The organism is Tenacibaculum caenipelagi (genome assembly GCF_004363005.1).
Lineage (GTDB): Bacteria > Bacteroidota > Bacteroidia > Flavobacteriales > Flavobacteriaceae > Polaribacter > Polaribacter caenipelagi.
In genome coordinates this window covers 228,297-244,323 of the sequence record NZ_SNYH01000001.1, presented here as the reverse complement: position 1 = coordinate 244,323, position 16,027 = coordinate 228,297, and the positions used below count along the sequence as shown (strand labels likewise).

The 16,027-nt window shown below is 31.8% G+C and carries 12 protein-coding genes and 2 pseudogenes; 8 read left to right on the top strand and 6 right to left on the bottom strand.

Translation table 11 applies throughout. From position 1 onward, the window contains the following. Nucleotides 1–234 precede the first annotated feature (234 nt). Complete coding sequence (locus tag DFQ07_RS00995; protein ID WP_133534424.1) at nt 235–1,545, top strand: dihydrolipoamide acetyltransferase family protein; 1,311 nt, start codon at nt 235–237, stop codon at nt 1,543–1,545. Between the two features lie 48 nt (nt 1,546–1,593). On the opposite strand, the gene DFQ07_RS00990 is transcribed toward DFQ07_RS00995, so the two are convergent. Then, complete coding sequence (locus tag DFQ07_RS00990) at nt 1,594–3,567, bottom strand: alpha-ketoacid dehydrogenase subunit alpha/beta (protein WP_133534897.1); 1,974 nt, start codon at nt 3,565–3,567, stop codon at nt 1,594–1,596. Between the two features lie 151 nt (nt 3,568–3,718). On the opposite strand from DFQ07_RS00990, the gene DFQ07_RS00985 reads away from it, so the two are divergent. The 3 genes from DFQ07_RS00985 to DFQ07_RS00975 all read left to right on the top strand — a co-directional run bounded on the left by DFQ07_RS00985 (nt 3,719) and on the right by DFQ07_RS00975 (nt 7,304). Next, the gene (locus tag DFQ07_RS00985; RefSeq protein ID WP_133534423.1) at nt 3,719–4,456 is read left to right on the top strand and encodes a DUF6263 family protein; all 738 of its coding nucleotides are present in this window, start codon (nt 3,719–3,721) and stop codon (nt 4,454–4,456) included. Nucleotides 4,457–4,669: 213 nt separating this feature from the next. Further along, on the top strand, nt 4,670–5,491 hold the full coding sequence (locus DFQ07_RS00980; protein WP_133534422.1) for a hypothetical protein: 822 nt from the start codon (nt 4,670–4,672) through the stop codon (nt 5,489–5,491). A 91-nt stretch (nt 5,492–5,582) separates the two neighbouring features. Beyond that, a complete protein-coding gene (locus tag DFQ07_RS00975; protein ID WP_133534421.1) occupies nt 5,583–7,304 on the top strand; it encodes a hypothetical protein in 1,722 nt (573 codons plus the stop codon). A gap of 8 nt (nt 7,305–7,312) precedes the next feature. Here DFQ07_RS00975 and DFQ07_RS00970 read toward each other — a convergent pair whose 3' ends face one another. Further along, entirely contained in the window at nt 7,313–8,002 is a 690-nt protein-coding gene (locus tag DFQ07_RS00970) for a GNAT family N-acetyltransferase (protein WP_133534420.1), read from the bottom strand. After that, nucleotides 7,986–8,879, bottom strand: a complete 894-nt coding sequence (locus DFQ07_RS00965; protein ID WP_133534419.1) for a TIGR01777 family oxidoreductase — start codon at nt 8,877–8,879, stop codon at nt 7,986–7,988. The genes DFQ07_RS00970 and DFQ07_RS00965 overlap by 17 nt, the downstream gene beginning before the upstream one ends. A gap of 197 nt (nt 8,880–9,076) precedes the next feature. Between DFQ07_RS00965 and DFQ07_RS15860 the strand changes: the two are divergent. The 4 genes and pseudogenes from DFQ07_RS15860 to DFQ07_RS00945 form a co-directional block, all read left to right on the top strand. Further along, nucleotides 9,077–9,349, top strand: a pseudogene (locus DFQ07_RS15860) (DUF4331 family protein); the annotation flags it as partial. A gap of 33 nt (nt 9,350–9,382) precedes the next feature. Next, a pseudogene (locus DFQ07_RS15835) lies at nt 9,383–10,315 on the top strand (DUF4331 family protein). An 88-nt stretch (nt 10,316–10,403) separates the two neighbouring features. Then, a complete protein-coding gene (locus tag DFQ07_RS00950) occupies nt 10,404–11,699 on the top strand; it encodes a tetratricopeptide repeat protein (RefSeq protein ID WP_133534416.1) in 1,296 nt (431 codons plus the stop codon). Nucleotides 11,700–11,714: 15 nt separating this feature from the next. Beyond that, the gene (locus tag DFQ07_RS00945) at nt 11,715–13,943 is read left to right on the top strand and encodes a TonB-dependent receptor (RefSeq protein WP_166627692.1); all 2,229 of its coding nucleotides are present in this window, start codon (nt 11,715–11,717) and stop codon (nt 13,941–13,943) included. A gap of 109 nt (nt 13,944–14,052) precedes the next feature. Here the strand turns inward: DFQ07_RS00945 and DFQ07_RS00940 are convergent, their stop codons facing one another. The 3 genes from DFQ07_RS00940 to DFQ07_RS00930 are packed head-to-tail and all read right to left on the bottom strand — an operon-like array spanning nt 14,053 to nt 15,978. Next, nucleotides 14,053–14,850 carry an anti-sigma factor gene (locus DFQ07_RS00940; protein ID WP_133534414.1) on the bottom strand — a complete coding sequence of 266 codons (798 nt, stop codon included), beginning with the start codon at nt 14,848–14,850 and terminating at the stop codon, nt 14,053–14,055. After that, a complete protein-coding gene (locus DFQ07_RS00935; RefSeq protein ID WP_133534413.1) occupies nt 14,850–15,377 on the bottom strand; it encodes an RNA polymerase sigma factor in 528 nt (175 codons plus the stop codon). Before DFQ07_RS00935 ends, DFQ07_RS00940 begins: the two co-directional genes overlap by 1 nt. Before the next feature lie 34 nt (nt 15,378–15,411). Then, nucleotides 15,412–15,978 carry a YdeI/OmpD-associated family protein gene (locus tag DFQ07_RS00930; RefSeq protein WP_133534412.1) on the bottom strand — a complete coding sequence of 189 codons (567 nt, stop codon included), beginning with the start codon at nt 15,976–15,978 and terminating at the stop codon, nt 15,412–15,414. Nucleotides 15,979–16,027 lie beyond the last annotated feature (49 nt).

Here is a 16,027-nt window from a genome sequence, read left to right as displayed (position 1 = left end):
AAAGGCTTCAAAAATAGAATTTTGTATTGATAAATAAAACTTTACTTCATGATTGGGTAATTCGTAAGAATATGTGTGTTTTGTGGTGATAATTGTAATTTGAGTGTGTTTTTTAAGGAGTGTGTTGAGGATAATTTAATTTAAAAAGAAAGAAATGAGAAATAATTAATGGATAAAACCATGAAAAAATCGTTGCTTTTTAGTAACTTCGCAAGCATTAAAAATATACACACTATGGCTAGATACGAATTGAAGTTGCCTAAAATGGGCGAAAGTGTTGCAGAAGCGACAATTACTTCTTGGGTAAAAGAAGTTGGAGAAACTATTGATATAGATGATACCGTTGTTGAAGTAGCTACTGATAAAGTGGATAGTGAAGTACCTAGTGAAGTTGAAGGAACCTTAGTTGAAATCTTATTCGAAAAAGATGCTGTTGTACAAGTAGGAGAAACCATCGCAATTATAGAAACAGAAGGCGGAGAAGGAGCAGCAACTGAAGCACCAAAAAAAGAAGAAGCACAACCTGCAGCAGTAGCAGCTGTAGAAAAAACAATAGAAACAGCTAAAGAAACTACTACTACCACGTTTGACACTTCTGCAAGTGATCGTTTTTATTCACCATTAGTTAAAAGTATTGCTCAAACAGAAGGAATTTCTGCTGAAGAGTTAGAAACTATTCAAGGAACTGGAAAAGAAGGAAGAGTTACTAAAAATGATATTTTATCGTATATAGAAAACAGAGGAAGTCAGCCAAAAGTAGCTGAAAAGCCTGTAGCAACTTCTGTAAAAGCAGCTCCTGCTGAAAAAGTAGTATCAACACCTATTACCTTAGGAGGACAAGATCAAGTAATTGAAATGAGTCGAATGGGTAAATTGATAGCTAAACATATGGTTGACTCTGTGCAAACATCAGCGCATGTTCAATCTTTTATAGAAATAGATGTTACCAATATCGTAAACTGGAGAAATAAAGTAAAAGATGCATATTTTAAAAGAGAAGGAGAGAAGTTAACTTTTACCCCAATCTTTATGCAAGCTGTAGCGCAAACAATTAAAAAGCACCCATTAATCAATATTTCAGTTGATGGAGATAAAATAATCCAAAGAGGAAATATCAACTTAGGAATGGCTGCTGCCTTACCAGATGGTAATTTAATTGTTCCTGTAATTAAAAATGCAGATCAATTAAGTTTAGTTGGAATGACTAAGCAAGTAAATGATTTAGCAAACAGATCGAGAGCTAATAAATTAAAACCAGACGAAATTCAAGGAGGTACATATACAGTAACGAATGTAGGAGGTTTTGGTTCAATCATGGGAACTCCAATTATTAACCAACCACAAGTGGCAATTTTAGCTTTAGGAGCTATTAGAAAAATGCCTTCGGTTGTTGAAACACCAGAAGGAGATTTCATCGGAATCCGTCATAAAATGATAGTATCACATTCTTACGATCACAGAGTAGTGAACGGAGCTTTAGGTGGTATGTTTATCAAAACATTTAAAGAAATTTTAGAGTCTTGGAATGTAAATCAAGATTTTTAATAAGAACATAGAAATAAAAAAAGCTCACTTTTTAGTGAGCTTTTTTTATTAATAAGCTATTAATTGTAAAAGTTCTTCTTTAAAACGATTCTTGGGTAAGTATTCTTTTTCTAAATTTCCTGCGAAAGGGATAGGTGTTTCAATACTTGCAACTCTTTTTACGGGAGCGTCTAAGTACTCAAAACAGTTTTCCATAATAAGTGAGGAAATATCACTAGAAACACTTCCGAATAAAGAATCTTCTTGTAAAATAATTACTTTACCCGTCTTTTTAACTGAATTGTATATAGTTTCAGTATCCAAAGGCTGTAAGCTTCGTAAATCAATTAGATCTGCCGATACAGATACTTGTTCTAATGTTTCTAAAGCCCAATGTACTGCAGCACCAAAACTAATAATAGTAACCTCATTTCCTTCTTTTAAAAGGGAAGCTTTACCTAAAGGTAAAGTATAATAATCGGTAGGAACTTCTTGATAGGTACTTCTATATAAACCTTTGTGTTCAAAAAACAATACAGGGTTGAGGTCATTAATTGCAGCTGTTAATAATCCTTTCGCATCATACGGAAAGGCGGGGTAAATAACTTTTAATCCTGGAGTTTTGGTAAACCAAGCTTCATTAGTCTGAGAATGAAACGGTCCAGCACCAACACCAGCACCACAAGGCATTCGTATTACTACATCGGCTTCTTGATTCCAACGATAATGTGATTTGGCTAATAAATTGACAATAGGGTTAAATCCTGTTGAAACAAAATCGGCAAATTGCATTTCCATAACCGCTTTCATTCCGTTTACAACCAATCCGTAAGCAAGAGAAACAATAGCAGATTCACAGATAGGAGTATTACGAACTCTATCTTTTCCAAAAGCTTCTATAAAACCTTCAGTAATTTTAAATACACCACCATATTCAGCAACATCTTGCCCCATAACAACTAAATCGTCATAACGTTCCATAGATTGCCTTAAACCTTCTGAAATGGCGTCTATTAAGCGAATATTTTGCGTAGTTGAATTAGGTGCTATAGTAGTAGGAGAAGAAATTTTATACACATCATTCAATTCGTTTTCGATTGAGGAAGTAATAGGAGCTTCTTCAAAAGTAGCATTGAGGTGCTCTTGAATTGTATTTTTGAATTCGTCTTTGAATTTCTCATCTTCTTCAGGTGTGAGTATTTTCTCTTCAATAAGGAAATTTCTGTAATTATCAATAGGGTCTTTTACAGCCCATTCTTCCATCAATTGATCAGGTACATATTTAGTACCACTGGCTTCTTCATGCCCGCGCATTCTAAATGTCTTAAATTCTAACAAAATAGGTCTTGGGTTTTCTCGAATACTTTCTGCTAGTTCAGAAACTTTCGTGTAAACTTCCAAGATATTGTTTCCATCGATAATATGAGATTCCATTCCGTACCCAATTCCTCTATCGGCAATATGCTCACAATTATACTGTTCTGAAGTTGGAGTGGAAAGCCCATATCCGTTATTTTCAACACAGAATAAAACAGGTAAATTCCATACCGAAGCAACATTTAATGCTTCGTGGAAATCTCCCTCACTTGTACCACCATCGCCAGTAAAAACAGCACAAGCTTTTTTATCTTTTCTAAGTTTGTTCGCTAAGGCAATTCCATCAGCAATCCCTAATTGAGGACCTAAATGAGAAATCATTCCGACTATTTTGTACTCTTGAGTTCCAAAGTGAAAGCTACGATCTCTTCCTTTGGTAAACCCATTAGCTTTTCCTTGCCATTGAGAAAATAAGCGATATAAAGGAATTTCTCGAGTTGTAAAAACACCTAAATTTCTATGCATAGGTAAAATGTACTCATCATGGGTTAGAGCAGAAGTGACTCCTACAGAAATTGCTTCTTGTCCGATACCGCTAAACCACTTTGATATTTTACCCTGTCGTAATAGAATTAACATCTTTTCTTCTATTAGTCTAGGTAGAAGCATTTGTTTATAAAGCTTAATTAGTTCTTCATTGGTAAGACTTGCTCTATTGTAAAGCATTGAAATATCGTTTTTTATATTAAATGTAGTTTTCATGATTAAGTTATAGTTCTTCAAATGTGGCTAAAAAAAAAATAGAATCAAAATAGGAATTGAGAATTTTTGTGTTTTTATTTGTTTAAATTCGTTAAAAATTAAAATCTGACAAAAAATGACTAAAAAAATTATTGCTTTATTATTATTTGTGTCAACAATAACATTGGCACAAGAGAAAGTATTACTTCGTTTAAATTATGAAAAAGGAGACTCATATACTATGAATATGAAGATGGCTCAAGTAATGGGAATGGGAGTAATGACTAATGATATGAATATTCAAATGAAATATGATATAACCAATGTTTCAGATGATACTTATGAAAGTACTGCAAAATATACTAAAATGGCGATGGATATGAAGCAAGGTGCTATGCAAGTGTCATATGATTCGACTAAGAAAGAAGAAGAATTAGATGATACAGGAAAAATGATGAAGTCTCAGATGAAGCCTATGTTAGAAGCTACCATTTTTATGAAGGGAGATAGAATGGGAACTATATTAGAAACAAAGGCAGAACCAAATTTTCAGGGTGCTGAAAAAATTACTGATCAGTCAAATAGTGTTGTGTACCCTGAAAATGCAGTTGCAGTAGGTGATACTTGGACAATGAATAAAAATAAGGATGGTATGAGTTTAGACTTCACTTATAAAGTTAAATCTATATCTTCTAAAAATGTTTTGTTAGATGTTAGCGGAAAAGTTTCTGGAGTTGCAGATGGAAACATTACAGGGTCTATAGATATAGACAGAAAATCAGGTATACTGACTGAGTCTAAAATTAATATGACAATGAAAATACAAGGTCAAGATTTAACAACGAATATGGTAGTTAATCAGTTTAAGAATTAGATCATAAAAATTATAATAAAGTCAAAAGCTCAGGATTACCTGAGCTTTTTTTTGCTTAAAAAACAGTTAAAACACTTTAATTTAGTGTGTTATGTTTTTGTAACTTTGCTAACCTCTTATTTATACTTCTCATACCAGGGGGGGATGGTTTGTTATACTTTTTAAACAAATTCCCTATAAAATATTTTTTATCATAACTAAAACTTTATTATTATGAAAACAGTAAAACTTAAACTATTAATAGGTCTTTTACTATTAATGGTATTTCCAATTACTACCTTTTCTCAAACAGAAGATGTACAGCCAAAGTACATTACAGTAACAACAGGACATTGGAACATGAACTATGAAAACTTTGATAAAGGAAAATGGATTGCTACAGAAAAAGAATTTTTAGAAAAAGTTGTTAAAAAGAATGAATTTATTCTCAAATCATTAGTCTTCACTCATCGTTTTACACCAGACAATACTGAAATAATTTTTGTAAGCACCTATGCTTCATGGGAAGATATAGATAAAGCATCTGAAAGAAGTGGAGAGCTTATTAAAGAAGCATGGCCAGATAAGGATAAAAGAAAAGAGTATTTTAAGGAGAAAGATGCATATTACGCAGCTACTCATTCGGATGAAATTTATGTACCTATTCCAGGGATGAAACCCTTTCCTCCTTCAGATAAGGAAACAATATGGTTAGTAGTAAAAGGACATTTCGCTTTTCCTGAAGATGGTTCTAAAGAAGAGTTTGAAGCCTTATCTAAAGAGTATATTGATAATGTAATTAATAAGAATGAACTTATAAAAGGGTTTTATCAACACGCTCATGCTTGGGGGTCAGATAAAACTGATTATGTTCGAGTTTATGTGGTTGATTCAATGGGAGATTTGGATAATATAGGTAAAAGAAGTACAGAGCTATTTAAAGAACATTGGTCAGATGAGGCTAAAAGAAAAGAGTTTGGTAAAAAAATGAGAAAATATTTTACAGGTAAACATGGAGATTATATTTATACCTCTGTGCCAGAACTAACCAAGTAGTAGGTAAAAGCTCAGGAATTTTCCTGAGCTTTTATTTTTTATAAGTAAGATACTTAAAAATTTATTGTGCTGTAATTAACAAAAAAGGGGTATGAAATATTCTATTGTAATAACTGTATTGCTTATTTTTTTGTTTGGGTGTCAAAATTCAAATAAAAAGAAAGAAAAAGATTTAATCACTTCTACGAGAGTGTGCGTTCCAATTACATCAGACAAAGATTGGTATAATAATAACAATAATAAAGCTCCTTTGTTTGAAAATCTTGGAGATTTATATTATTCTATATCTACTAATGATTCGTTGGTTCAAAGATATTTTAATCAAGGTTTAATCTTAGCCTATGGTTTTAATCATGCTGAAGCCGCCCGTTCTTTTTATTATGCTACCAAGCTCGATCCTAACTGTGCTATGGCTTTTTGGGGCTATGCTTATGTACTAGGTCCTAATTATAATGCAGGTATGGAAAGTGATAACTATGAACGTGCCTATAAAGCTATTCAGGAGGCGATAAAACTGTCAAAAGATAATGCAACCGAAAAAGAAAGAGATCTTATTGAGGCTCTTTCTAAAAGGTATATAGATAGTATTGTAGACAATCGTCGTTCATTAGATGAGGCATATGCGAATGCTATGAAGGTATTATATGATAAATATCCTAACGATTCTGAAATAGGGGTGCTTTATGCAGAATCGTTAATGAATCTACATCCGTGGGACTTACAAGATAAAAAAGGTAAAGATAAAGAATGGACTCCAGAAATTATTAACACTATAGAGAGTGTTATAAAGAAACACCCTAAGCATCCTGGGGCGCATCATTTTTACATTCATGCGGTGGAAGCGTCAAATGCACCTGAAAGAGCATTGATAAGTGCTGAATTATTTGATAAAGGACTTGTACCTAATGCAGGTCATTTAGTGCACATGCCTTCTCATGTGTATATTAGAACAGGTGATTATCATAAAGGAACGTTAGCTAATTTACAATCTATAAAGGTAGATAGTGCATATGTAACAGCATGTAATGCACAAGGAGCATATCCTTTGGCATACTATCCGCACAACCAACATTTCATGTCAGCTACAGCTACTTTAGAAGGAAGCAGTAAATGGGCGTTTTATGCTGCTGAAGCTCTACAAAGAAATACCAATAAACAATTAATGAAGGAACCAGGTTGGGGGACTATTCAGCATTACTACACGATACCTTACTATATTTATGTAAAATTTGGTAAGTGGGATGATATACTTACGATAGAAAATGAAGTTCCCGAATTGGATTACCCGACTGCAGTATTACATTATGCCAAAGGAATGGCTAATGTAGGTAAAGGAAATATCAAAGCTGCTAAAAGTGAACTTCAAGCTTTAGATGAAATAGCCTCAAAAGAAGAGTTGAGAGAAATTACTATTTGGGAGATTAACTCAGTCTATGAACTTGTACAAATAGCAAGTAAAGTGCTTAAAGCAACAATACTTTCACAAGAAAAAAACTATGAACAAAGTATTATTCTGTTGAAAGAAGCTGTTGCTATTGAAGATGCATTAAATTATAATGAGCCACCTGATTGGTTTTTTTCTGTCAGACATCATTTAGGAGCAGTACAATTAGATGCTGGGAAATATCAGGATGCGGTAAATACATATACTCAAGATTTAAAAAATCTTCCTAAAAATGGTTGGGCGCTAAAGGGATTAAGTATAGCCTACTCAAAATTAGGTGATGTAACCAATCAAGAAGAAACGGAAAACAGATTTAATGAAGTATGGGAGACTTCTGATATTGAATTAAAATCATCTGTGGTAAAATAAATTACTAGTTAGATTTGAGTTGAATGATAGTACCACCAATTCATATCTCTAGTAAGACGATATCCTAATTTTTCATAAAGTCCAATAGCAGGATTTCCTTTAGTGGTATGTAAAATAGGGTGCTTTCCATCTTTGATAATTTCTTGAGTAACAAAATGAGTGAGTTGCTTTGCTAATCCTTTTCTAGTATAGTTAGGATGGGTAACTACGGCACTTACTTCAATAAAATCATCTGTTTGCATACGCTGCCCAGTAATGGCCACGAGTTGATTGTCTTTAAAAACACCAAAGTATTTCCCCATATCAAAAGTTCTTTTTTTATAATACCCAGGCATTACTAACCATATTAGATTATAAATTTCATCAACGTGATTTTCGGTTAGTTGAACAATTTCTTCTGAAATCTCTAGTTCTACCAAATTATCAAGAACCATTTGACAACCTTCTATTTTTTTATCTAATGTAATAAAACGACTATCATAGGTTGGAGTTTCGTTTTCAGAAACTAAAAAGAATTTATCTGTTAGCTTAGCATATTCATTTAGAGCTGTAGCTGTTTTAGAGCCATCTGTAAAAGCTCCAAAAGGACAAATTTTAGGATCGTAAAATTTTACATCATCATAATTAATAACAAATTTTTGATGTGTTTCACACAACGAATACCAAACAGGATTTTTTAACTTATCGTCTATTTTCATATATGTTATAAAGAGCTGAATTTAAATCAGGATACATAAAAGTATAAAATTTAGCTGTTTTTTTTGAAGAAACTCTACTTCCATTTAATAAAATGTAGGCCATCTCACCTAAAGCTGTTTTTAAAACAAATGATGGAGCGTTGAAGGGAAGCATAGGCTTTTTTAAAACTACAGACAGTGCTCTAGTAAAACTTTCATTGGTTTGATGTTCTGGAGCCACTGCATTAAATATTCCTTTAAAATTAGTGTCCTCAATAGCTTTCGTATAAAGTTCACATAAATCGTCAATATGAATCCAAGGCATGTATTGTTTTCCTTCACCTAAGACAGATAAAAATAAAGGTGTATTCATTTTTTGTAATGCTCCATCTTGTTTAGAAAGTACTACTCCAGTTCTTAAAATTGTTACAGGAATATTCAATTGCTCAAATTTAAGAGCAGCATCTTCCCATTTTACACAAATCTTTGATATGAAATCATTTTTAGGTTTATCTTCTTCTGAAAAAACTATATCAGAAGTAACAGCACCGTAATATCCGATACCAGATGCAGAAATGAAACTTTTTATAGGAACTTGGTGTTTTTTTACTTTTTCAAATAGTAGGTTGGTTGTTTTTACACGGCTATCAATGAGTTCTTTTTTACGGTTATTTGTCCAACGTTTATCAGTAATCCCTGCTCCAGCCAAGTGAATAATATGAGTAACATTGGTAAAAGCATTTTTATCAATAAAATTATCTTTTACATTCCAACTATATTCATTTTCATTTTTAGGACTACGGGTAAGAATATTAACAGCATATCCTTTATCAGTTAGCTTTTTGGTTAATTCTTTTCCAATTAAACCTGTTCCACCTGTAATTAAAATTGTACCCATAGTATTCAAAAATAAGTATTCATTTTCAAAAAGTAGAAAATCAAATAAAGTTTTAAAAGAAAAAATAATAGCTATAGCCCTTTAAAATTGTAAGCTCATGATTTTTTTTGAAAAAATATTGAAAAAATAAAAACCATGCAAGTTGTTTTCTCGTAAGTAAGGATGAATAAGTAATTAATCATTAAAAATTTACAATCATGAAAAAAATGAAACTAATTATTGGAGCAAGTGCTTTAGCATTAATAGGGCTGGTGTTATTAGCAGCAGATCATATAGATGCTCCAGATGTAACAGGAGGCTCAAGTGATATAACAGACTTTTATGCTTTCCAAGGAGAAAATACAGAGAATCTTGTATTTGTAGCCAATATTCAAGGTTTATTAAGTCCATCAGCTACTGCATCAGCAAGTTTTGATGAAAATGTATTAATTGAATTTAATATTGATAATAACGACGATAAAGTTGAGGATTTGGTAATTCAAGCAATTCCAAGAGACGGGAAAATGTACTTTTTTGGTCCATACAATCCATCAACTACTGGTTTAAGTAGTATGTTGCCACAAGATGGATCAGAGTATGGGGTTTCTATAACTCCTTATGGATCGAGTGCTATTATTGGCAGCAAAGGAGGTATGCAATTTTTTGCAGGACCTAGAGACGATCCTTTCTTTATGGATTTTGCTCAATATGGTGAAATTATAGCAGGAAATGCAGGTGGTTTTAACGATCCAGGGGCAGACACATTTGCAGGTACTAATGTATTATCAGTTGTAGTGGAAGTGCCAAAATCTATGATTGGAGGCACAGGGACTATTAATACTTGGGTAGAAACCAAAACGAAGCAGTAAAAACAATCAACTTTAAAAATAAAAGACATGAAACTTAACAATATAAAAATCTTAGCAATTTCAATCCTATCAATTTTTGCCTTAGCAAGTTGTAGTGATGATGATAACAATATACCACCAATGGCTTCTATTGATTTTTCAGGAACTTATATGCAGAAAGACCAAATGGGGAGACCAGCAGTAAACACAGTTTTTGTAAATAGTGATATGAAGGATGCATTTAACGTAACAATACCATCTGAGCAAGGAGCAAATTTTGCTACAATGTTTGAAACGAATTTAAAAGCTTTAAGTCCAGCATATGCAAATGAAGGAGATGCTAATGCATTAGGTTTAGATGCTGCAACTTTTGCAAGTGTTTTAGCTACTGATGTTTTAACTGTTTCATTAGATGGTACAACAACTTTTTATGATGGCACTAATGTGTTGACAGGTAGAGCTTTAGCAGATGATGTAATTACAGTTGAATTATTATTGATTTTTGGAGGAGAAGACTTTTCTGAAAATCCAACATTATCAGATGATCATGTAGATGCGAATGATAAAGACTTCTTAACATCATTCCCATATTTAGCAAGTCCTTGGTAAAACGAGATGACTAAACCTACTGGAGTTAAAATTGGTTGCTTTTTAGCAACCAATTTTTAAACAAATTACTAACTAAATTCCTTCTAAAATGAAAACTATTAAGATAATTATATGTGCTATTTTAAGTAGTGTTATATTAAGTTGTTCAACTTCAAAAACAACTAAAATAGCTAACAAAGAAGAGTATAATAAGTATTTAGATAATACAATAAAAACTTCTGAATCGTTAGTACAAAAAGAACTAGATTTTTGGCAAAAAAAGCTAAATAATCAGCCAACACAATACCCATATTTAAGTAAAATAGCTAAAGCTAATACATTACTTTTCTCAGAAAAAGGAAATATTTCTTACTTGATAGAGGCTGAGAAAAAGTTACTACAAATTAATCAAAAAACAAATTATGCGAAAGCTTCACATTTACGATCTTTAGCTAGGAATTATATCTCACAACATCGATTTAAAGAGTCATTAGAACTATTAAAAAAAGCAGCAATAAATGGAGAGAATTTAAATGCTACTCAAAAAATGCTGTTTGATGTTTATTTAGAGTTAGGAGAACCCAATAAAGCTTTAGAATACTTAACAAAAATTGAAAATTATTCTGACTTTGATTATTTAATAAGAGTCTCTAAATGGCATGATTATAAAGGAGATTTAACTTCTGCTATTCGCTTTATGAAAAGGGCCATGAAAAAAGCAGAAGAAGCTAATAATAAAGAATTAAAAGCTTGGAGTTATACCAATTTGGCTGACTTCTATGGACATAACGGACAAATAAAAGACTCTTATAATTTATACTTAAAAGCATTAGAGCTGGATAACAGTAATGCATATGCCAAAAAAGGCATTGCTTGGATAGTGTATTCTCATGATAAAAACCCAGATGAAGCACTACGAATTTTAGATATAATAAGCGACGAACATTCTTCACCAGACTACTATTTGTTAAAGGCAGAAATAGCTGAGTTTAAGAATAATTTAACGATAAAAGAAAGTAATATAGAGGTATATTTATCGGCTGTAAAAAATAGCTTATATGGCGTGATGTATAACCAGCATTTAGCTAAGTTGTATTTAGAAGAACTTAATGATACAGCAAATGCATTACCATATATAGAAAAAGAAATAGAGAGTAGACCTACACCACAATCTTACGATTTATTAGCTTGGTATTATTACAAAAATAAAGATTTTAAAAAAGCTTTAGAAGTAATTAATGCACATGTTGTAGGTAAAACTTTCGAACCCGAAGTGCAATATCATATAGCTGAGATTTACAAAGCAAATGGAATTAAAGATAAAGCTATGGCTTTAAAAGAAGAGTTATTAGAAAGCTCTTTTGAATTAGGTCCATTAATGGCAAAAAAGATTCTAAGTATATAATTAAACGTCAGTATTTTGAAAGCAAAGATTTTATTTTTAGCATTACTGCTAGGTAGCTACCATGTATTTTCACAACAATTTAAAGGAAAGGTATTAAATGCCAATAAAAAACCTTTAGAGAATGTGTATGTATATAACATGACCAGTAATAGCCATACACATACAAAAGTAAGCGGAGAATTTATTTTAGATAATTCTAAAGAAGGGGATGTTATTGAGTTTGGAATTTTAGGGTACGAAAAAGTTAGACTACAACTTAACGAAAGCAACTTTAAAACCATAAATACAATTGTTTTAGAGATGAAAAACTTCTTATTAGATGAAATGGTCTTGACTAACAAAAAAGATCCATTACAAACAATTGTAAGAGTTGATTTAGATAAAAAGCCAGTAAGTTCATCTCAACAAATTTTACAAAGAGTACCAGGGCTTTTTATAGGGCAGCATGCAGGAGGAGGAAAAGCAGAACAAATATTTTTAAGAGGTTTTGATATAGATCATGGTACCGATATTGCATTATCAGTAGATGGCACTCCTGTAAATATGGTTTCTCATGCACACGGACAAGGGTATAGTGATTTACACTTTATAATTCCTGAAACCATTGAAAAAATTAACTTCGGAAAAGGACCTTATTACGCTAGTAAAGGAGACTTTAATACAGCAGGTTATGTAGATTTTAAAACAAAAACATATTTGCAAAACAGTAGAGTTGAAGTGGGAGTAGGTCAGTTTAATACCTTTAGAACCTTAGGAATGTTTAATTTGTTAGATAAAAACAGTACCGACAATGCCTATGTAGCTATTGAGTATTTAGAAACAGATGGTTTTGTAGAGTCTCCTCAGAATTTTAGCCGAATTAATATTTTTACAAAATATAGAACCTTTTTAAAAGATAATAGTAGTTTATCATTATCAGCATCTCATTTTACGAGTAAATGGGATGCTTCTGGGCAAATACCACAAAGAGAAGTTGATAATGGAAATATTACTCGTTTTGGTTCAATTGATGATACTGAAGGAGGAACCACATCACGAACAAATATAAATTTAGAACACTCAAAAGTTTTAAAGAATGATGTTAGTGTAACTTCAAATGTTTTCTATTCAAACTATAACTTCAATTTATTTTCAAACTTTACCTTCTTTTTAGAAGATCCTGTAAATGGAGATCAAATAAAACAAACTGAAAACAGAGATGTTTTCGGGTTTAATACACAGTTTAAAAAGAAAACACAATTATCAAATACACCTGTAGAGTTAACTTTTGGAACAGGTTTGCGTGCTGATATCGTAGATAATTTAGAGTTATCGCATACACTTCAAAGAAAAGAAGTATTAGACCAAATTCAATTAGGAAAGGTAAATCAAACCAACTATTACGCTTTTGTGTATAGTGAATTTGAATTTGGTAAGTTTATGGTAGCTCCTGCATTACGTTTAGATTATTTAAAGTTTAATTACAATGACTATTTATTAGACGAGTATAAAACGTTTTCTGAATCGCAAGTGGTTGTAAATCCTAAAATTAATGTAATCTATACTCCAAATGCTAAAATTCAATGGTTTTTAAAATCAGGAATAGGATTTCACTCAAATGATACAAGGGTAGTGGCGACACAACCTAATAGAAAAACATTACCAAGAGCTTATGGTGTTGATTTTGGAACTGTTTGGAAGCCTACTTCAAGAATAGCTATTAATACAGCATTATGGTACTTGTTATCAGAAGACGAGTTGGTATATGTTGGAGATGCAGGTATTGTAGAACCTTCAGGAGAATCACAACGTTATGGTATCGATTTAGGTCTTAGATATCAGTTAACAGATTGGTTATATTTTGATAGCGATGCTACTTATACCAAAGCAGAAAGTGTTAATGCTTTGTCAGGTGAAAACTATATTCCTTTAGCGCCTAAAATAACAGTAACAGGAGGATTATCAGTAAATAGTTATAAGAACTTTTCAGGAGGAATAAATTACAGGTACATAGGAGACAGACCCGCAAATGAAGATAATTCAATAGTTGCAGAAGGTTATTTTGTTACAGATGCAAATGTTAGTTATAAAATGAATAATATAACAGTAGGCGTAGCTTTAGAAAATCTTTTTGATGTAGTTTGGAACGAAACACAGTTTGCTACAGAATCGAGGTTACAAAATGAACCAAATCCAGTTGAAGAAATCCATTTTACTCCTGGGACGCCTTTTTCAGTAAAAGCATCAATACGTTATACTTTTTAATATAAATGTTATTAGGGGAATTTCATGTAAAGTTGTCATTTTTGAAGGATGAATGACAACAAAATATAGCCGCAAAAGCGGCTATATTCATTTATAAATTTAAAGAATCTTATACGGCACCTAAAGTGTATAATTGGTCAAGGGTAGGTGTTTTACTACCGCCGGCAGGTTCTAAGGTAATCCCGAATGCCTGTGAATCGTTCGGGTTATTTATAGTGAATACCTTATTTTCATTTGTTGCAAAGTCATCTAGGGTACCAAGGCTAGTTGGAGATAAAGGATCGAGTTTTAAAGACCATACTTGGTATACCTTTCCTTCTGGTGGATCAGGTAACCCTTGAACATCTAAGTAAATATTTTTAGAGTCTTTATTCCAATATACTTTTGCATAAGCTTCAGGATATACTTTTTGACCTTGTAATGGAACTGTAACTATATCTTTACTTCTTATTACGGCTAAAAGTTTTTTGTTTTCAGCTAAATTAGAATTTGTTTTATCTAGTTGAATTTCAAACTGTTCTTTAGCTTCATTAATACTCTCTATTTGCCCTTGTAAATTAGCATTTTTGTTTAAAGACAAGATTAAGGTACTACCTACAACTAGAGCTGCTGCCCAACCTGTGTAGGTAACCCAATTTCTTTTTGAAGTTTTTAAAGCAACAACTTTTGCCGAATCTTCTTTTTCTTGTAACATTTGAATTAAAATGTCTTTAAAAGATCCTTTAACATTTTTAGGAGCAACGTGAGAAGTAAGAGTAGCAATTGATTTTTCAATTTCTTTTACTTCTTCTAAAATTTCTGGGTACTCCATTATTAAACGATATACTTGCTCGTTTTCTTTTTCAGAAAGTGCTCCAGCTATGTATAGTTCTAAAATTCCAGATTCTATGTGTTTGTTTGCAGCCATTATTTAAGCATAATTCTTAATTCGTTAATACAGTTTCGGTTTCTAGTTTTTACGGTTCCAAGGGGAATGTCTAAACTTTCAGAAACCTCTTTTTGCGTGAACCCCTTAAAGTAAAGAAGCTCTATAACCTTAATACAAGTTTCTTTTAACTTGCTTACAAAGTTTCTAATACCAATAGCATCGGTTTTAGAGTCTAAACTATCATGATTCTCTAATATATCTACGAAAATTTCGGCATCAAGGTTTCTTGAATTATTCTTAAAATTTTTTGATCGAGTTTTATCAATAGCAGCATTTCTGGCAATATTAATAATCCATGTAAAGAAACGTCCTTTTTTTTCTGAATAAGATTCGGCATTATTCCATGCTTTTATAAAAACATCTTGAGTGATTTCTTCAGCAATGGTTTGTTCTCTAACAATGTTAAATACAATACCTTGTACACTCTCATTATACATTTCGTATAAACTTTCAAAAGCTTTTACATCTTTGGTTTTAAATTTTTTGACGAGGGATTCTAGTTGCATATAGTTAATTGATTGGACAACAAAATACTAAAAATCATTTAGATTTTTGATTAATAACACACAAACGAATAATTTCATGAAGTCGTTTTGTTCTTGTAGTTTCTCTTTTTGCTTGTTGTAACCAATATAAATAACCTTTTCGGTAAGAGGGTGCAAAATTTTGATAGTTGTTAAAAGCAATGGGGTTTTTATCAAATTCAGTTTGTAGGTCTTTAGGAATAATTAAATTTTCTACAGAATCTAAAGCATTCCAAGAGCCATTTTCTTTAGCTATTTTAATAGAAGTAAACCCTGAAGCATGCATTAAATTATCAGCAATTAATTCTTCAATATATTTTTTATTTAAAGCACTCCATATACTTTTAGGTTTTCTCGGACAAAAGTATTGTCGTCTTTTTCCATTTCCTAAACTTTTTACGGTGCTATCAATCCATCCAAAGCATAAAGCTACTTTAACAGCTTCTTCCCAACGCATGCTGGGCATGTCAACATCAATTTTGTACAAAATTAAATGTACTCCGTCACTTTGATTATGGTTTTCTATTAACCACAATCGCCATTCAATATGAGTTTTAAAATATAGATGAGGTTTGTTATTCATATTACTAATGTACAAAACAAAAAAGAGAATGAAATTTACTTCATTCTCT